Below are 18,441 nucleotides of genomic sequence, written 5' to 3' on the forward strand. Positions count from 1 at the left end.
AGAAAATAGCTTAAGCGTCTAGAAGGTTTAAGTTTGGCTTTTGAAGATTGTCATCCAGCAATCTTCTGAATGATTTTAGCGAAAGAGTTTTAACACAAAGTATGAATGCAAATGATTGCCGAAGAGGACGATACTCGGTTTGCGTCATCATTGACCGTCATCAGCGTTCTCGCTTTTACGCTGTTTTTGTTTATCCTTTTTCTTACGACGTTTAGATTTACGTTTCTTGTTGGCTTTCTTTTTAGATTCTTTTTCTTCAATAGGCTCACCTGTATCTTGATTGTCGTCCCATATCATCAATCGGCGCAAGACTTTACCAAATAAAGTATCTTTACGATAACGACCTTTTTTATTCATTGTATCGATAGGCAAGCATGTCATCAGTGTCAAGGCTTCACTAATTGTATGCACGCCATAAATAGAAAAGCTGCCTGCCTTGACCGCAGCAATAATATCGTCTCGCAACATCAATTGGCTGACATTGGCCATTGGTATTACTACCCCTTGTTGACCTGTCATACCTTGCTCGCGACAAGCATCAAAAAATCCTGCAATTTTGGCATTTATGCCGCCGACGGCCTGCACCTCACCCAACTGATTCATAGAGCCTGTAATAGCAAAGGATTGGTTGATAGGTACATTCGCTAAAGCTGAGAGGAGCGCACAAGCTTCACTGACTGTCGCGCTATCGCCATCAATATGAGCGTAGCTTTGTTCAAAGGCTAGGGAGGCACTAAAATTTAGCGCATGATGTTGGCTAAATAGCGCACGCAAATAGCTGGTCATAATCAACATACCTTTAGCATGTAAACTACCGCCCAAATCGACATCACGCTCGATATCGAGAATCTCACCAGTACCAATGTTGGGTTGAATCAAAGCAGTAAGACGTGCTGGCATGCCAAACTCACTATCAGCATAGCTGACAACAGTAAGGGCGTTGACTTGACCGACAGCCTCTCCTTGAGTATTGATGAGCTGTTGGCCGTTTTTTAGCTCATCCCAGTATAGATCACGCAAGTATCCTGAGCGCTCATCCATATCACTGATGGCTTGGACGACATGACTGGCATCGACGATGCTCTTTTCATTGAGGCGTGCATGACGGTTCGACTCGTGTAAGAGCTTGATGAGGCGGTCACTGTGCAGGCTAAGACGGTCTTGATCTTCAGCTTGTAAGCTTAAATGCTCAAGAAGAGTAGTTTGTGCGCTATTGTCAAAAGGATATAGGTTGGCATAATCGATAATATCCGCCATTTTGGCGACCAACGCTAGCTCATGCTCAGCTGTACGTGTCACATCATCATGGAAGTCAGCACGAACTTTGAACACAGCATCAAATTCTGGCTCTAGCTCCAGTAGTTCATAATATAAATCTGCTTCTCCAAGCAAAATCACTTTAACATCAAGATCGATTGGCATCGGTGCTAGTGATAAACTGCCTGTTAAAGTCAGCATTTGCTCAAGACTAGACAACTTGATTTTACGTGATTGTAGAGCGCGTTTTAGACCTTGCCAAGCATAGGGGTGCTCAAGTACGTGACTGGCCTCAAGCAGCAGGTAACCGCCATTTGCTCGGTGTAGTGCGCCAGCTCTTATCATACTGACATCGGTAGTCACTGTGCCCAATTGGGTAATTTGCTCGACATGTCCCAATAAATTAAGATGAGTAGGCAGATCTTCAAAGATGACTGGCACGCCGCTTTCAGGCTCATGATTTACCATGACATTGACAGCGTATCGGCTAGGGGTAGTCGCTAGTACAGCAGGAGTAAACTCTTCATCATCGCCATTAACAATATGTTCGACATGGGTCACCATATCATCGAATATCGCATTAAGATAATTCATAACAGCTGGTAGGTTAGCAAACTGCTCCTGTATGGGAGCAAATAAGGGTTGTAACGCACGGCGAGCAATACTACGATGTAACGCTTCTATTGCGTCATTCGCTTCATCTTCTAGCTTTTCTAAAGCGATAGTGAGCTGGCTAAGACGCTTTTGCATGTGATTTTTTTGTGTAAAGCCATGCAGCTCAGACTCATAATCACTTTGTGTGGCAGTATTTCTTGGCTCAGTCGTCTCGGTGGATGTGGATTTAGAGGTAGTAGATGTCGTTTTATCATTTTCCTCTATAGGCAATTGGCTTGGATGCACAAACATCGCTTTATTATCAACTGCGCGAAACGTCAACGCCAAGTCGTATTGTTTACCTTCAGCATTTAGGGCGTCGTAAGCAAGACTCTCCTTTTGGTGCGTGTCGTTTTTTATCGCCTCGATCTTACTTTGATATTGGTCACTACGAAAACGTTGACTGAGACGTTTTTTTGCCTGTGTCCATAAGTCGCTAATTTGCTGTTGTAGTAATACCGCTTGTCCAGCAGGCAACCGTATCGCTAGAGGGGTACGAGGGTCAGTAAAATTGTGCACGTAGACCCAGTCGTCTGGTGTGGGTGCATCCATAGCGATATGCTGTAAGAAACGGCTGATAATGGTACGTTTACCAAGCCCATTTTCGCCAGCGGCAAAGACGTGATAGCCACTGGCTTTTATATCCAGCGCAGTGTGCAAGGCTTTGAGCGCCCGTTTTTGACCAAAACCAATGTCCAAATCGGGCGCAGTACGGGTGTCAGTAGGCAGGATATCAGCAGCACTATAACGTTTCAATTGCTTGGCGGCGATAAGACAGCGTTGATCAACTGCTCTAAATATCGGATGAGGTAATGAAGTATCTTGTTTGTCATCTGTGTACTTTGCTTTTACTGATATAGGATCTGTCACAACAGTAGGGGTTGTTATCAGGTCAATATCGTCTGAAAGTTGCATTGTAGAGGCAATCGGCTGTTCGGTCATAGGCGTGTGGTCATTCATCATATAATAGTTTAAAAGGTGATAAGTTTTAATAACGATATCTTACAAGATATCTTAGTATTTTGAGTCATACGAACATAATATTAAAGTAGGTAATAACAAAACGGCAATTCTATATAAAGACATAAAAAATAAAAAGATAAGGGAATAACCCTCTAATCTTAGCGCTGATAGTATAAGATGATGGACATTAGCGCAATCTGCAACTATTCAATATGTGGCCTGCATGATAAAATAGAAGGTTCACGTGCCAAAACTGGATGATTCGCCATATGTCAGCTTCTGCTAAAACCTCTTTACCTTCTACGAGCATAAGTAATACAAGTATAGATGCTGCTGGTTTTACAAAACTTGGTAAGCAGTTGCCATTGCTTGCTGATATTTTGGCTCAAGCAGTGCAAGAGCTTGGTCTAACGTTGAGCCAAACGCAGCAGCGCACGTTATTATTGTACTTAGATCAGCTTTTACTATGGAATAAAGCGTATAATCTGACCGCGATTACGGATCCAGTCGAAGCCTTAATTAAGCACGTCATTGATTGTCTGGCTATTATACCGCATTTGCCTCAAGGGTCGCTGCTAGATATCGGTACAGGAGCGGGGTTGCCTGCAGTTATTATCGCGATTTGTCAGCCTGAACGCTCATGTACTGCACTCGATAGCAATCAGAAAAAGATTCGTTTTATCAAGCAAATTAGTAGTGAGCTTGGTTTGAGTAACGTGCAACCAATTGCTGCACGTATTGAAGCACATGAAACGACTTATGAAGTGGTCACTTCTAGGGCGTTTGCAAGTTTAACAGACTTTGTTGAAGTGGCGCAGCCGCGATTGGCGAATGGTGGTCGTTTGTGCGCTATGAAAGGCAAAACGCCAACGGATGATGAGCTACAAGTTTTAGAAGAAAAATGGCAAATCAAAACCATTATTCTTGATGTGCCACGTTTACATGATAGTCGTCATTTGATTGAATTGTCTGCCAAAAATGACTAAGCTATGAGCACGTTGATAACTGGGCGACATTTAGTATGGTCAGCTCGGTGTATATTTAACACAATGGCTAAAACGTGAGACCTTAATCTTAAGGTTTTCGTGTGATATTTTGCGTAAATTATAATAAAATTACGAACAGATTTTTTGTGAAACATGACAATAAGAATGTAAAACAAAAGTTTATTAAAGCGAAAACGAGTAACAGACCTTAATCAAATTGAGTAAGTGTATGGAAATCATAGCAATTGCAAATCAAAAGGGTGGCGTTGGTAAAACGACCACGGCGGTAAATTTGACTGCCAGTTTGGCGGCGAAGCGTAAGCGCGTACTGCTGATTGATTTGGATCCACAAGGTAATGCTACTAGTGGTACTGGTATTGATAAAAATGATTTAGAATTGACAATAGCAGATGTGCTACTTGATGATGTCTCATTACAAGATGCGACTGTTATGAGTCCGGCAGGTTTTGATGTGATTGGAGCCAATCGTGAGTTGGCAGGTATGGATGTCACATTAATGGGGCAAACCAACAGTCATGAGCTATTGCAGACTGCAATGACCAATTTAGTAGAGGCTCAGTCCAGCTCTAAAGAAGGACCCTACGATTATGTCATTATGGATTGCGCGCCAAGTTTAAACCTGTTAACAATCAATGCTTTGGTAGCCACTGATGGCGTCATTATTCCGATGCAATGCGAGTATTATGCATTAGAAGGTTTGGCTGATTTATCGCAAACGATTGAACGCTTAACCGAGCTCAACCCTAAACTGTATATTCGAGGGGTGGTAAGAACGTTGTTTGATGCACGCAACACGTTAGCGCGCGATGTGTCTGCCGAACTCGAAGCTCACTTTGGCGACATTATGTACAAAACTCATATCCCAAGAAACATTCGCTTGGCCGAAGCGCCTGCGCATGGACTACCAGTGATTGCCTATGAGAGATGGTCAAAAGGGGCGCGCGCGTACCAAAAACTGGCAGCTGAAGTGATCAAACAAAGCCGTTAGCAGAGGCTAACATTAAGAAGATATAGCAAGCGTAATCATCAGCTAGCTGAGCGATAAAGTACTAAGTTGCGTATTTATCAGTGAGCATTTATTAATAAACATTTGGCTTTTATTTAGCGTTAGAGGATAGGTAATCATGGCGAAAAAACGAGGATTGGCTGCCAATCGAGGTTTAGATGCCTTATTAGGATCAATCAAAAAAGAAAAGCAAATTACCGCCTCTGCTTTGCAAGACGATTCTGTTACACATGATGGTGACGATACGGTTACTGCCAGCTCTAGTGCTCAGACATCAGAATTATCTACTGCGCAGAGCAAAATTCAGACGACAAAAAATAATAAAAAAGTAGCTACGGACACAAGTGAGCCTACCACGCCGCGTACTACCCGTAATAGCGTAAAAACCCGTCATAATTCTAAACACAATACTAGAACCACAAGCGATGGAATAGATAGTGGTGCCTCTGAGGACCAAATCAGTTTGGTACAAATTGCAGTAAGCCAACTGCAAGCAGGTAAATACCAACCTCGCCGTGATATGAGTGAAACGGCGTTAGCGGAGCTGGCATCTTCTATCGAACAACATGGAGTGATGCAGCCTATTGTCATCCGGCCGCTACTTGCAAATGAGGATAAAAGTACAGTCGATGTGACTCACGAAATCATCGCAGGCGAGCGTCGTTGGCGTGCAGCAAAAATGGCAGGTAAGCCTGTAATTCCAGCGATTGAGCGTGCTTTATCTGATGAGCTGGCGATTGCACTTGCTTTAATTGAGAATATTCAACGCGAAGATTTGTCAGTCATCGAGCAAGCAGCAGCATTACAGCGCTTTCATACTGAGTTTGGCATGAGTCATGCAATGATTGCAGATGTGGTAGGCAAAGCGCGAACGACGGTATCAAATTTACTACGTCTTAATCAGTTACATGACGCGGTAAAAGATCATCTGGCAAACAACGCTTTAGACATGGGACATGCGCGTACGTTATTGGCGTTATCCTCTGAGCAGCAGCCTATCATTGCACAAAAAATTATTGATGGTGGAATGACTGTAAGAGAGGCTGAAAAGCTGGTCAAGTCAATCTTAAATCCTGTATCCAAAGCCGATCGTACTGAAAAATCACAGTCTCACGATGCTGAGCGTTTAACGCAGCACCTCACAGATATGCTAGGGGCAGAAGTAAAACTTAAGCATAAAAAAGATGGTCAGGGTAGTGTGGAGATATTTTTTCACAATCAAGATGAGCTTGCAGCGTTAATCAAACAGCTAGAAGCGCAGCGCTAATGCACTCATTGAAACTGACGTATTAAAAACAACATACTTAATCAGTGTGTCAATGTTGTACTGTGGTACATGCTGCGCTAATAATGAATTTCATTACATAATGGTCGTAAGCTTTTGGACGTTTTAGATAAGATATAAGAGAGTCATTATGTGGGAGTTGGTAAAAGCAGGTGGTTGGCTGATGATGCCAATCGTCATATGTTCGATAGTTGCGCTTATCATTATCATTGAGCGCAGCAGTACGCTACAGTTTAGTAAAATCGTACCTGGCAGATTACGTGAACAACTAATAACGCGCCTACGTGAAAATGGCGATATTAGTCGCACTCAGTTAATGAATGTTAAAGAAAAAACCCCATTGGGCGATATCTTGGCGACAGGATTGGTATATCGTCAGTATGGTCTAGACTCAATGACTATGCACATGCAAAATAGAGCCAGTGTACAGATACATCAGCTCGAAAAAAACATTAATATGCTCGGTACAATAGGAGCAATTGCTCCACTACTTGGTCTATTGGGTACTGTACTGGGTATCATATCTTCATTCTTAGCCATTACAGATGGTGCGATGCAGGATCCTACTTTGCTGGCCGCCGGTGTCTCGCAAGCTTTGATTACCACGGCAGCTGGTATGGTCGTTGCGATACCAGCGCTCGTCGCTTATCGCTATTTTCAGCGCCGGATTGTAGATATTAATGCTAGGTTTGAGACTGAAGCTGGACTAATGATTCAAGAGCTTTACGACTATCAGCTCTTGGCTGATGCTCGTTTACCGCTCAATCAACCGTCCGCTACGATAGTAAAAAGCCAACATACAGACGATGAGCAGTTAGGTGATACATTGGGTTTTGATACTGAAAATACGCACCAACCTGCATAGAAGATACTTGTATTTTCGCCTTCTAGCCTTACGTCATCAGAGAATTAGCCATGCGTTTTAGAAAGCCTACCGTTGAACCACTAGAAATCAACTTAACACCTATGATTGACTGCTTACTGTTTTTGATCGTGTTTTTGTTATTAGCAACGTCATTCAACCACTTTAGTCGCTTAAATATAGTTTTGCCTGAAGCGGAAGGTGTGGCACTCGTTGAGCCAGCCAATAGTATTGAGGTGGCGGTACAAGAAGATGGCAATTATATGGTCAATGGTATGAGCCTTGCTAATAATAGTGAGGCTGAGCTGACCAATATGTTGCAACAAGAAGCGGGCAGTGAGCGGGACATTTTGTTTGTTATTGCTGCCGATGCCAACGCCACTCATCAATCTGTGGTAAAAGTGATGGATATTGCGGGCAAGCTAGGCTTTTTAAATTTGAATATCAGTACGGTTATGCCGCTCGGTCAAACGTTGCCATAGTAGGCAGTGGTGAGCTATTTATTTTCTCATTACTATAGTTAGTTCGCTATAAAAACGATACAGCGAGACTGGTATAAATTTTTTGTAGCCTCTGTCAGCGTAGACACAGCAAGCAAGAAAAATTTATACCAGTTGCATATTACGTTACAATGTATCGGTTTGATTCGGTATCGACTATACATCCATATTCTTTTACATGTAATGACGCTGCCAATGCGATGAATGTCATAAATCCATCTACCAATATTTGACCCGAGGCTTTTATGAGTCAATCTGACGTAACTAAAACCTCTGCCAATCTTAAACTTGAACAGCCATCGAGTCCGCCTAAGCGTAAGACGTTGCTGCGTCTGTTAAGATATTTAAAACCCTACTGGTGGGCACTTCTTTTAACCGTAATAGGGTTCGCTATCAATGCGGCTACAGAGATCTGGATTGCCAAACTATTACAATATATTACCGATGCTATTAATCAAAACAATCAAGCAAAGCAAAATTGGTTTCCTGCTTTGATTATTGCACTATTCTTTGTGCGCGGTGTTGGTAGCTTTTTGGGTAACTATTATTCTGCATTAGTCTCACGGAATCTGGTTTACGAGCTACGGGTACAAGTGTTTAATAAGTTATTACGCTTGCCAAGCTCTTTTTATTTGGCCAATCCTGCAGGAACCATCTCCTCCAAACTAATATTTGATGTCGAGCAGGTAACGGCGGCTAGTACCGACTCTATGAAGACTGTGTTGCGTGATGGCTTAACAGTCGTCGCTTTGATTGGTTTTTTACTTTATAGTAATTGGCGCTTGACGTTGATTTTGTTTTTGGTATTGCCACCGATCTTATGGTTGATTCGTTTTGCCTCTAAACGTTACCTAAAGCTGTCCAAAGGTATCCAAGAAACCATGGGTGATGTGAGTCACATCACTAATGAGGTGATTGGCGGTTATCAAGTAGTAAAAAACTATGGCGGGCAAGCTTACGAGGCTCAACGCTTTAACGTCACATCAAAAAAGAATCTGCGTCAAGGTATGAAAGTGGTCGTTACCAATAGCATCAACACTCCAGCGGTGCAGCTGTTGATGGCAATGGCGATGTCTGTGGTAGTCTGGCTTGCTCTGCGCCCGTCGGTGATTGACAATATCTCAGCAGGCGAGTTTATATCCTACATTGCAGCAGCAGGTCTTCTAAGTAAACCTGTACGTTCATTGACCGATGTCAACCAAAAACTGCAAAAAGGTATCGCTGCAGGTGAGTCTATATTTGCATTACTTGATGAGCCTGAAGAGCGCGATACGGGTACGCTTAGTCCCTCATTGTCAGGTGAGATTCAGTTGGATAACGTTAGCCTAATCTATCCTGACTCAACTGTCGCGTTGCAGGACTTTAGCTTAGATGTACGGGCAGGTGAGACTGTCGCATTGGTTGGTCGTAGTGGTGCTGGCAAGTCATCCTTGGTTAACTTACTAACGCGCACCTTAGCCACAACTTCAGGGCAGATTACGATGGACGGCATGCCTGTTGAAGACATTACTTTAGAGAGTCTGCGTGCGCAAATTGCTATGGTTAATCAACAAGTGGTACTATTTAACACCACCGTTTTTAATAACATTGCTTATGGCAGTTTAGCGACTAAGTCGCAAGCTGAAGTTGAAGCTGCTGCTAAAGATGCCTTTGCTCACGACTTTATCATGAAAATGCCGCAAGGCTATCAAAGCCAGATTGGAGCAGAAGGCTTGCAGTTGTCTGGTGGTCAACGCCAGCGCCTATCGATAGCACGCGCCCTATTAAAAGATGCGCCAATCCTAATATTAGACGAGGCGACCAGTGCGCTTGATAATGAGTCAGAGTATTTTATTCAGCAAGCGCTCGACAATGTCATGAAAGATCGTACTACTTTAGTCATTGCGCATCGTCTCACAACGATTGAGTCAGCAGATCGTATTGCAGTGATGGACGGCGGGCAAATCGTTGAAATTGGTACCCATAATGAGCTTATGCAAAAGCAAGGTTATTATGCGCAAATGTATGATCGAGATTTTGAATAATAAACAGTTTGGGTTACAAATTACGGGCAAAACCAGATGGATGCTAAATAATGAGTATTGAGACGACAATTACTCGTGCTTGGCAGCAAAAAGCAGCTTGGCTTTGGTTACTATTGCCGCTTAGCTGGCTATATGGCTTGCTTGTTTGGTTGCGCCGGCAAGCCTATAGACTGAGAATACTGTCAAGTTTTCGTGCGCCTGTACCAGTTATGGTCATCGGTAATGTTACGGTTGGCGGTAGTGGCAAAACGCCTTTAATTATCACTTTGGTCAGTTATTTGCAGAAGCAAAGCATAAAGGTTGGCGTGATTAGCCGTGGTTATGGCGGCGATACATCCCAAATGCCAGCGTTAGTAACCAAAGAGAGTTTGCCAAATACAGTAGGCGATGAGCCGTGTTTGATTGTCAACACCACTGCTGCGCCAATGGCAGTATGCCCAAACCGCAAGCAGGCAATTACGACTTTGCTAAACGCGCATCCTGACTTACAATTAATTATCGCTGACGATGGTTTACAGCATTATGCGTTGCAACGTGATATCGAATGGATAGTAGTAGATGTAGCACGTGGATTTGGCAATCAGCAGCTATTACCGACAGGGTTTTTACGTGAACCGATAGCGCGATTAAAGGATGCAACCGTTATCTATCATGAGAAACCCAACGTAGTACCAGCTCTTAACGATAATGAAAACTTAGTACAGCGTTTAACGATGCAGTTACAGCCAGATGAGTTATATCCTTTGTTGTCTGATGGTGAATTAGTCGAGTTGAACGCTGCAAAGTCAGCCATACCTTTGTCATCTAAGGTAGTACCGTCACAAGGTGATAAGGTACATGCGATTAGTGGTATCGGCTATCCTCAACGTTTCTTTGCCACGCTAAGCACGCTTGGTTTTGATGTCATAGGGCATCCTTACCCAGATCATCATAATTTTAGTCTGACCGAGCTACTGCAATACACTGAGCATCCTATGATTGTGACGACTAAGGACGCTGTAAAAATTCGAACAGTGCTATTAACAGAGCTTAGTAAAATAAATGCTATAAAATCCACTGAATCCATTGACAGTCACAATGGCAATGATATTAGAGCCTTGATAAACAGGCTATGGATACTACCTGTGACTGCCACACTATCTGACGCTTGCTATCAGACATTGCAGCAGCAATTGACCGCACTTGACATCAAAATGGCTACGTCAAGTCACAGTTAAGATTGTCGATGCATATAGTTGTTTTTATATCTAAGCGTTCGTCTAAATTACCCGCTTATTTATATATTACCTATTTAAATTTATGAACTGTTTGTTATAGGAATTATGTATGTCATCCGCTTTAGCACCCGCCAAAACTCATATCGTTATTCCTGCGCGCTTTAAGAGTACACGTCTACCAGGCAAGCCTTTGTTAGATATTCATGGCAAACCTATGATTCTGTGGGTCGCTGAAAAGGCTCAAGCCGCGCATTTTGCCGATGATATGTGTATTGCAACCGATGATGAGCGTATCGCTAAGGTTTGCTCGGATGCAGGGTATGAAGTGGTAATGACAAGTGCTGATCATGCTTCAGGCACAGATCGTTTGGCTGAAGTTGCGACGATTAAAGGCTGGGCTGAGCACGACATTATCATTAATATGCAAGGAGATGAGCCATTAGTGCCGCCGCTCTTACTACAGCAAGTCAAAGACTTGTTGGTACAAGATGATGACAGCGTTATGGCGACTTTATACGAGCCCATTGAAAATTATCAGACGTTCATAAAACCGTCGGTAGTCAAGGTTGTGAGTGCAACTGCCGATGACACACAACGCGCGCTGTACTTTAGCCGTGCACCGATTCCTTGTGATCGTGATGTGGCGTTGGCAGTGGCTGCGGGTAATTTAGATATAGCAGAGCTACCCGCCCCAAAAGAGGCTTACCGACATTTAGGATTGTATGCTTATCGGGTAAGTTTGTTACAACAATTTGTCCATTGGTCTCAAACACCGCTTGAAACGCTTGAGAGCTTAGAGCAATTACGCATTTTAGAAAACGGTGGCAACATAGCTATTGCGGCTGCAAAAGTTCAGCTACCTGCTGGCGTGGACACGCAAGAAGATCTGGATCGTTTAAATGCAATAAGTGTCAATAAGTTTACAAGCAATACATAATAAATAGCCTAAGCGTTTACTTAGCAATTGATATTTGAAAGTGTCTATAAGATAGGATAAGTACTAAGCTTAGTAAATTTTAAACAAAATAGTAGGCAACAAGCGTGAATCGTATGACAGACAATATTTATTTTGCGCCACTATTACCATGGCAGCAAGCATTGTGGACGCAGCTTACAAGTCGTGTACTATCACCGCCCCATAATTTGCCGCATGCATTACTTGCTGCTGGTATGCAAGGAATGGGTAAGCGTGCTTTTGTTTGGCGACTGATAGCTTGGCTATTATGCCAAGAGCGTCAGCAGCATCCGCTTGGAGCCTGTGGTCATTGTCAAAGTTGCCAATGGCTTAGATCTGGTACGCATCCAAGCTTACAAGTATTGCCTATTACCAGTATGCCTATCAGCACTGAAAGTCAGGAAAATAACCAATCTGTCAGTAATAATAAAAAAACGAAGACCAATACCAAGTCGGTAAAAGCAACCAATAGTGCTGCGTTGACAGTAAAGGTAGATGATATTCGCGCATTGCAACCCTTTATCTATCAGGGCGGACAGGGGATGCGCATTTGCGTGTTAGATCATGCTGAAAAAATGACTATCGCTGCCGCCAATGCGCTTTTAAAAACGTTAGAAGAGCCGCAAGCACAAGTCCATCTGTTTTTAATCAGCGACGTGCCAGCAAAACTACTGCCAACGATTAAAAGTCGTGTACAGCAGTTACCATTGCAGGGAGTAGAGCCCGCTATTGCAAATGACTATGTGGCTCAAGAGCTTGGCAACATGATCAATCGTGAAGTGGTAAGTCCGATACAAATTACGCAGTTGTTACAGCTAGCAAATGGTGCGCCGCTTGCAGCAATAGAGCTGGCAAGAGCTACCTGGTATAGTAAACGCGCTCTATGGTTGACCACATGGCAAGCTTTACGTAGTGGTAAGCGTAGCAGTATAGCTGCTAGCGACTATTGGCAAGCCGAGGTTGATCTACCAGACTTTCTCAAGCTGACTGAGCTTATGTTGATTGATGTTCGGCGTGTTTGTCTTGGTCTTGATAGTAGCCAAAAAGATATTGCTCTATCAGCCGCTTTAGAAAAATATCAGCCTACAGACAACGCATTAGAAACATTGCTAAGCCAGTTGCGGCAAACAAAAACAGCCCTTCAACAAAATGTGCAAGAAAAATTTGCTTATGATAAGCTGATGCAAGACTTGGCTTATCTATAGAATCTACCTGAGCATATAGACTCTATATAGTAAAACTAAAGTGACAATCAAGCGATATCTAACCGTATATCAAAATTAAGGATTTTATTATGGCAATGCCAGGACGTGGCGGTATTATTACCTGTCATATTGAAGATGTCGAAAAACTATACGCCAGCTATCTATCTTTTGTAGATAATGGCGCCCTTTTTGTACCTACCAACCGTGTACAGGAGTTGGACGATGAAGTTTTTATCGCTATTACTTTGCCCAATTCTAGCGAGCGTTTACCAATGAATGGTAAAGTCGTTTGGATCAATCATAAAGCACAGGCCAACCGTCCCGCAGGGTTTGCCGTCCAAATCGGTACGGACGTTGCAGGACAAAAGATAAAGCATGAGGTTGAACGTTTACTAGCAGGCAAGATTGATAGCCAGCAAGCGACTTATACTATGTAAGACGGACTATAGTGTAATACAGACTATAGTAAATCACTTTATATAAGTAAACGTATTACAAGCTATCAATATAGTATTACAATGGTCTAATAACGGGGTGGAACGTACATATCATCTGGAATAGGCTCTCGATAATATTCGTCGTCGCGCTTACGTTCAGGTAGTTCTACTTCCTCGCGCGGCACTTCTTTGTAAGGTATTTGTTCGAGAAGATGAGCGATGCAGTTTAGACGCGCACGTTTTTTATTATTGCCCTCAACGACCCACCACGGTGCTTCTGGAATATGAGTACGCTCAAACATAGTCTCCTTGGCTTTGGTATAATCTTCCCAACGACGCCTTGATTGCAAGTCCATTGGCGACAGCTTCCATTGTTTAAGCGGATCATGAATTCGGCTCATAAACCGCGAATGCTGCTCGTCATCGGTAATAGAAAACCAATACTTGACTAGCCTAATACCGGAGCGTACGAGCATACGCTCAAACTCAGGCACAGATTGAAAAAACTCCTCGTATTGTGCATCGGTACAAAAGCCCATTACACGCTCAACACCGACACGGTTATACCAACTTCGATCAAATAATACAATCTCACCAGCGGCGGGCAAATGCGCCACATAGCGCTGAAAATACCATTGTGATTGTTCACGCTCGGTCGGAGCCGGCAGGGCAGCAACTCTACAAACACGGGGATTGAGACGTTGAGTAATGCGCTTGATAGCGCCGCCTTTACCTGCTGAGTCACGCCCTTCAAATATGACAACGATGCGCTCACCGCGATCGACTACCCAATCTTGTAGTTTGATTAGCTCACGCTGTAAGCGCACCAATTCTTGAAAATAGGTACGACGAGCAAGCTTTTCTTGCTCTGTCATCTCAAGTCCATCAAAACGAAAGTCACGTACATAATCATCTATTTCATTTTCAAGCTCTTCATCATAAGCGTCGATTAAGTCCTGATGCATTTTACGGCGTAGCTCATCGTTGAATACTTCTTTATCCATGCGTGTAATAAAGTTGCTTTGTTCAGGTTTGCTTAGCTCATTGTGTTCCTGCGGTGTTAAAGACTTTGGGTCAATTGCCGAGGGAATCTTACTCATAGAAAACTCCTAATAACTATTCTTATCATTGTATTCACCTTAGTCTCTACTTTAGCATATCTGTTGATGAAGCTAATCGATGACTGTGCGATGACTGTGTTCTATTATTGTGCAATGTAATCATGAATTGCTCGTTATCGCGCTAGCAGATTTGTCACTGCATTTAAGAATAAGGGAGCATAAAAAACACCCTTTAATCAAACGATTAAAGGGTGTCAAAAATTCAAAATATCTAAGCTATTTGTCTATTAAGCAAATAAATACCAGATTATTTTTCTAGGATACAAGTGACGCCTTGACCGCCAGCGGCGCAAATCGAGATAAGCGCACGACCTGAACCTTTTTGATCCAATAATTTGGCTGCTGTTGCAAGGATACGTCCACCAGTTGCCGCAAATGGATGTCCAGCAGCAAGTGATGAACCATTGACGTTTAGTTTGCTACGATCAATAGAGCCCAGCGGTGCATCAAGACCTAGGCGCTCTTGGCAAAATGTCTCATCTTCCCAAGCGGCAAGGGTTGAAAGAACTTGTGAAGCAAAGGCTTCATGAATCTCATAAAAGTCAAAGTCTTGTAGAGTAAGACCAGCACGCTCAAGCATACGCGGTACTGCATAGGCTGGTGCCATTAATAAACCTTCTTTGTTACCAGATTTACCAATAAAATCAACAGCTGCTGTTTCTTGGTGAACGATATAAGCTAAAGGCTTAAGACCATGTGCTTCTGCCCACTCATCATTGGCTAGCAGTACACAAGAGGCACCGTCAGTCAGTGGTGTTGAGTTGGCCGCTGTCATGGTCGGGTTGGCATTCTTTTTACCAAATGCTGGTTTAAGCTTACCCATTTTTTCAAGAGTAGAGTCTGGGCGTAGGTTATTATCGCGTGTCAGACCCTTATAAGGCGTAATAAGATCATCAAAGAAGCCTTCATCGTAAGCACGTGCCAAGTTTTTGTGACTATTAAAAGCCAATTCGTCTTGATCTTCACGGCTGATGTTCCATTCAAGAGCAGTAATCGCTTGGTGTTCACCCATAGATAAGCCAGTACGCGGTTCACCGTTTTGTGGTGATTCAATTAAGTCTTTTGGGTTCAAACCCATCAGTGCTTGCAAACGCTGTTTGTTGTTTCTTGCTGCTCCTAACTTTAGGATGACTTTGCGTAGGCCATCACCAACCGCGAGGGGCGCGTCTGAAGTCGTATCGACACCGCCCGTAATGGCTGAATCGATTATTCCTAAAGCAATTTTGTTGGCTGAGGCAAACGCAGATTGAAGGCCAGTGCCACAAGCTTGCGAGACATCATAAGTAGGTGTGTGTGGGTCTAGAGCAGTATTTAGAGCCGCTTCGCGTGTTAAGTTAAGATCACGGCTAAGCTTTAAAACGGCGCCGGCGACCACTTCACCCACATGCTCATCTTGCAAATTATAACGTTCGATAAGACCGTTAAGTGCAGTGGTTAACATATCAATGTTGCTAGCATCAGCATAAGGTCCATTTGAGCGAGCAAATGGAATGCGATTGCCCCCTAAAATGGCAACGCGATGTTGGCCCGAGCTTAGTTTGGTAGCGCGGCTCTTTTTAGAAGCAGTATTTGGCTTGCTAGTCTTAGCAGCTGCCTCATCGGTATTATCATCAGCACGATCCTCTGATTTTACTGATTGGTTTTGTGTATTGTCTTCATGCGTTTTGGCCGCTTCAGACTTTGCTGTAGTATCAAATACATTGAGGTCTTCTGATTCACTCATATTAGACTCATTAACTAAATCTTCTTTAATTTTTGCTTTTTTCTGCGCTTGATCGTTTTCAGAGTTGTCATCAACTAGATTGCCGTCAGCATCAACAATATCAGTGGCTTTTTTTAACTCAGCAATTGAATCGTAATGGTCATTGTTCTTTTGGACATCTTTTTGTGATTGAGGGTTTTTCTGTGTGTCGTCCACTGTTGGAGTGTTACCTTTGATAACTGTACTCTCAACGACTGGGCTATTCTTTTTGTTACTCATAAAGTTATCCTTAAAACGAGTGAATGTAGTAGATAATAAGGTAATAAAATATTGTCATAAACAAAGTAGGTCATCAATATAGAAGATGGTAGCCGTTTATCGTAATAGTTTTTACCCTGTTATTGTATACCTTTAGCAATTCAGGTAACAAAGACTCAAATTTACATAAGCCAAAAATACATAGACTGAGCAGTATTACTTATTAGTATTGCCTAAATGGCTGTCTGATAATATATTGTTATCAGTATATGAATGAGTCATAACTTCTAGGTTTTATTTTAGCATATAAGTTTGTTTTTCAAAGAAAGAGAAAGTAACTGCTGCGTTTGTAAGTCTGCGCGTTTACTCATGTTTATATCGTTGACTTTTGGACTTGTTTAGCTTAGGCGTGTATAGTTATGTCAACTTTAAATTCACTTATTAAAGACCCCTCTGTTTTCATTCATTATTGTTTTAATTTTAGATACAGGAGTATTTTATGTCAGACCGTTATGGTGATTTTGTTCAATCTTCTATTGGTAAAAAAGTGGCTAAAAACTTAGGTCTACCGCTACCAGTAAGTCTTGATCGTTTTGAGAGCGGACAACGTCTTGTACGCGGCAGTGTATTAGTTGGTTCAGCCGATGGTAATGACAATCGTGTGAGCAAGTCTATGGCGCGTATCTTGTCAGAATTGCATGCTGAAGTGTTTGTCAATAGTAGAGACAGTATTAAAGATGCCCTTGCTGATGCAAACGTAGAAGCAAAGGCCAATACAGGCAGTGAAGACAACTTTAAGGTATTATTATTTGATGCCAGCAATATCAGCAATGCAGATGAACTCAAGCAAGTCTATGAGTTCTTTCATTTTGTGGCTCGCCGCGTAGAGAAGTCAGGTCGCGTCGTCGTTATTGGTCGTCCACCTGAAGAAATCACTGATGTAGAAACAGCTTTAGCCCAGCGTGCGCTTGAAGGATTTGTGAAGTCTGTCGGCAAAGAGTTCAAACGGGGCATTACCGCTCAATTGATCTACGTCGCTGAAGGCTCTGAAAACAATCTTGATTCAACATTGCGCTTCTTTACCTCAGCGCGTTCAGCTTATGTATCAGGACAAGTCGTACGTGTCGGTAAGGGTAATGCGGTTGAAGTAGACTGGACGCAGCCATTAGGTGGCAAGACGATGTTAGTCACTGGCGCCAGTCGCGGTATTGGTGAGGCGATCGCTCGCGTATTGGCTCGTGAAGGCGCACATGTCATTTGCCTAGATGTACCACAGCAACAAGCTGACTTACAAAAGGTTGCAAGCGAGATTAGTGGATCGACTTTGATGGTTGATATCACTAGTGATGATGCCGGCGAGCAAATCGCTGAAGCTGCCAAAAAGCGTGGCGGTCTTGATGCTATCATTCATAATGCAGGGGTTACTCGTGATAAAACGCTTGCCAAAATGGATGAAAAAAAGTGGGATATGGTTATCAATATTAACCTTGCCAGTATTGCTAGATTGAATCGTTATTTACTTGATAATGATGTATTAAAAGAAGATGCTCGCATTGTATGTGTGTCTTCAATCTCTGGTATCGCAGGTAACCTTGGTCAGACCAACTATGCTACTTCCAAAGCTGGTGTCATTGGGCTGGTCGATGCGACTGCAAAACAGTTGGCAGACAATGACAAAGGCATGACGATAAATGCGGTTGCTCCAGGCTTCATTGAGACTCAGATGACTGAAGCCATTCCATTTGCGATTCGTGAAGCAGGTCGCCGTATGAATTCGATGAGTCAAGGTGGATTGCCAGTTGATGTGGCTGAAACGATTGCGTGGCTTGCTTCTCCTGCATCAGGCGGCTTAAATGGTAATATCGTACGTGTCTGTGGTCAAAGCTTGCTAGGTGCATAATATTTATATATAACTGTTGTTTTTCATACATAAAATATATAGATATTAATTCTGTACTAAGTTGATGATGTTACTATTGATTTATTGT

At 42.8% G+C, this 18,441-nt stretch carries 14 protein-coding genes; 11 read left to right on the forward strand and 3 right to left on the reverse strand.

The window, feature by feature from the left end; genetic code table 11:
• Positions 1 to 147: 147 nt before the first annotated feature.
• On the reverse strand, positions 148 to 2,853 hold the full coding sequence (locus tag ACS8FB_RS01825) for an AAA family ATPase (protein WP_439260732.1): 2,706 nt from the start codon (positions 2,851 to 2,853) through the stop codon (positions 148 to 150).
• A gap of 290 nt (positions 2,854 to 3,143) precedes the next feature.
• Here ACS8FB_RS01825 and rsmG point away from each other — a divergent pair, with 290 nt between their 5' ends.
• From rsmG to ACS8FB_RS01875, 10 genes are all read left to right on the forward strand, one after another.
• Positions 3,144 to 3,860 (forward strand): 16S rRNA (guanine(527)-N(7))-methyltransferase RsmG, encoded by a 717-nt coding sequence (rsmG, locus tag ACS8FB_RS01830; RefSeq protein ID WP_439260733.1) that lies wholly within the window; start codon positions 3,144 to 3,146, stop codon positions 3,858 to 3,860.
• A 229-nt stretch (positions 3,861 to 4,089) separates the two neighbouring features.
• Positions 4,090 to 4,869: a ParA family protein gene (locus ACS8FB_RS01835; RefSeq protein WP_299216098.1), complete on the forward strand. Its 780-nt coding sequence runs from the start codon at positions 4,090 to 4,092 to the stop codon at positions 4,867 to 4,869.
• A 136-nt stretch (positions 4,870 to 5,005) separates the two neighbouring features.
• Positions 5,006 to 6,154 carry a ParB/RepB/Spo0J family partition protein gene (locus ACS8FB_RS01840; protein WP_439260734.1) on the forward strand — a complete coding sequence of 383 codons (1,149 nt, stop codon included), beginning with the start codon at positions 5,006 to 5,008 and terminating at the stop codon, positions 6,152 to 6,154.
• 148 nt (positions 6,155 to 6,302) lie between these two features.
• On the forward strand, positions 6,303 to 7,037 hold the full coding sequence (locus ACS8FB_RS01845) for a MotA/TolQ/ExbB proton channel family protein (RefSeq protein ID WP_439260735.1): 735 nt from the start codon (positions 6,303 to 6,305) through the stop codon (positions 7,035 to 7,037).
• 50 nt (positions 7,038 to 7,087) lie between these two features.
• Positions 7,088 to 7,516 (forward strand): ExbD/TolR family protein, encoded by a 429-nt coding sequence (locus tag ACS8FB_RS01850; protein ID WP_439260736.1) that lies wholly within the window; start codon positions 7,088 to 7,090, stop codon positions 7,514 to 7,516.
• A gap of 263 nt (positions 7,517 to 7,779) precedes the next feature.
• Positions 7,780 to 9,558, forward strand: a complete 1,779-nt coding sequence (gene msbA / locus ACS8FB_RS01855; RefSeq protein ID WP_439260737.1) for a lipid A export permease/ATP-binding protein MsbA — start codon at positions 7,780 to 7,782, stop codon at positions 9,556 to 9,558.
• A gap of 50 nt (positions 9,559 to 9,608) precedes the next feature.
• Positions 9,609 to 10,775 carry a tetraacyldisaccharide 4'-kinase gene (lpxK, locus tag ACS8FB_RS01860; RefSeq protein WP_439260738.1) on the forward strand — a complete coding sequence of 389 codons (1,167 nt, stop codon included), beginning with the start codon at positions 9,609 to 9,611 and terminating at the stop codon, positions 10,773 to 10,775.
• A 109-nt stretch (positions 10,776 to 10,884) separates the two neighbouring features.
• Positions 10,885 to 11,712: a 3-deoxy-manno-octulosonate cytidylyltransferase gene (gene kdsB, locus ACS8FB_RS01865; RefSeq protein WP_439260739.1), complete on the forward strand. Its 828-nt coding sequence runs from the start codon at positions 10,885 to 10,887 to the stop codon at positions 11,710 to 11,712.
• A 104-nt stretch (positions 11,713 to 11,816) separates the two neighbouring features.
• Positions 11,817 to 12,935: a DNA polymerase III subunit delta' gene (locus tag ACS8FB_RS01870; RefSeq protein WP_439260740.1), complete on the forward strand. Its 1,119-nt coding sequence runs from the start codon at positions 11,817 to 11,819 to the stop codon at positions 12,933 to 12,935.
• 89 nt (positions 12,936 to 13,024) lie between these two features.
• The gene (locus ACS8FB_RS01875; RefSeq protein WP_439260741.1) at positions 13,025 to 13,372 is read left to right on the forward strand and encodes a PilZ domain-containing protein; all 348 of its coding nucleotides are present in this window, start codon (positions 13,025 to 13,027) and stop codon (positions 13,370 to 13,372) included.
• Positions 13,373 to 13,458: 86 nt separating this feature from the next.
• Here ACS8FB_RS01875 and ppk2 read toward each other — a convergent pair whose 3' ends face one another.
• Together ppk2 and ACS8FB_RS01885 are read right to left on the reverse strand one after the other, a co-directional pair.
• Positions 13,459 to 14,472 carry a polyphosphate kinase 2 gene (gene ppk2 / locus ACS8FB_RS01880; RefSeq protein ID WP_439260742.1) on the reverse strand — a complete coding sequence of 338 codons (1,014 nt, stop codon included), beginning with the start codon at positions 14,470 to 14,472 and terminating at the stop codon, positions 13,459 to 13,461.
• Positions 14,473 to 14,740: 268 nt separating this feature from the next.
• Complete coding sequence (locus ACS8FB_RS01885; RefSeq protein WP_439260832.1) at positions 14,741 to 16,216, reverse strand: acetyl-CoA C-acetyltransferase; 1,476 nt, start codon at positions 16,214 to 16,216, stop codon at positions 14,741 to 14,743.
• A 736-nt stretch (positions 16,217 to 16,952) separates the two neighbouring features.
• On the opposite strand from ACS8FB_RS01885, the gene ACS8FB_RS01890 reads away from it, so the two are divergent.
• Positions 16,953 to 18,353 carry a 3-oxoacyl-ACP reductase gene (locus ACS8FB_RS01890; RefSeq protein ID WP_439260743.1) on the forward strand — a complete coding sequence of 467 codons (1,401 nt, stop codon included), beginning with the start codon at positions 16,953 to 16,955 and terminating at the stop codon, positions 18,351 to 18,353.
• Positions 18,354 to 18,441 lie beyond the last annotated feature (88 nt).

Source organism: Psychrobacter sp. 1U1, assembly GCF_051847535.1.
Lineage (GTDB): Bacteria > Pseudomonadota > Gammaproteobacteria > Pseudomonadales > Moraxellaceae > Psychrobacter > Psychrobacter saeujeotis.

Bases quoted from the DNA above. Each gene is read 5' to 3' on its own strand.
- ACS8FB_RS01885 (WP_439260832.1), bottom strand. From the start codon at position 16,216: ATGAGTGAATCAGAAGACCTCAATGTATTTGATACTACAGCAAAGTCT.
- ACS8FB_RS01835 (WP_299216098.1), top strand. From the start codon at position 4,090: ATGGAAATCATAGCAATTGCAAATCAAAAGGGTGGCGTTGGTAAAACG.
- msbA (WP_439260737.1), top strand. From the start codon at position 7,780: ATGAGTCAATCTGACGTAACTAAAACCTCTGCCAATCTTAAACTTGAA.
- rsmG (WP_439260733.1), top strand. From the start codon at position 3,144: ATGTCAGCTTCTGCTAAAACCTCTTTACCTTCTACGAGCATAAGTAAT.
- ACS8FB_RS01825 (WP_439260732.1), bottom strand. From the start codon at position 2,853: ATGACCGAACAGCCGATTGCCTCTACAATGCAACTTTCAGACGATATT.
- ACS8FB_RS01875 (WP_439260741.1), top strand. From the start codon at position 13,025: ATGGCAATGCCAGGACGTGGCGGTATTATTACCTGTCATATTGAAGAT.
- kdsB (WP_439260739.1), top strand. From the start codon at position 10,885: ATGTCATCCGCTTTAGCACCCGCCAAAACTCATATCGTTATTCCTGCG.
- ppk2 (WP_439260742.1), bottom strand. From the start codon at position 14,472: ATGAGTAAGATTCCCTCGGCAATTGACCCAAAGTCTTTAACACCGCAG.
- ACS8FB_RS01850 (WP_439260736.1), top strand. From the start codon at position 7,088: ATGCGTTTTAGAAAGCCTACCGTTGAACCACTAGAAATCAACTTAACA.
- ACS8FB_RS01890 (WP_439260743.1), top strand. From the start codon at position 16,953: ATGTCAGACCGTTATGGTGATTTTGTTCAATCTTCTATTGGTAAAAAA.
- ACS8FB_RS01845 (WP_439260735.1), top strand. From the start codon at position 6,303: ATGTGGGAGTTGGTAAAAGCAGGTGGTTGGCTGATGATGCCAATCGTC.
- lpxK (WP_439260738.1), top strand. From the start codon at position 9,609: ATGAGTATTGAGACGACAATTACTCGTGCTTGGCAGCAAAAAGCAGCT.
- ACS8FB_RS01840 (WP_439260734.1), top strand. From the start codon at position 5,006: ATGGCGAAAAAACGAGGATTGGCTGCCAATCGAGGTTTAGATGCCTTA.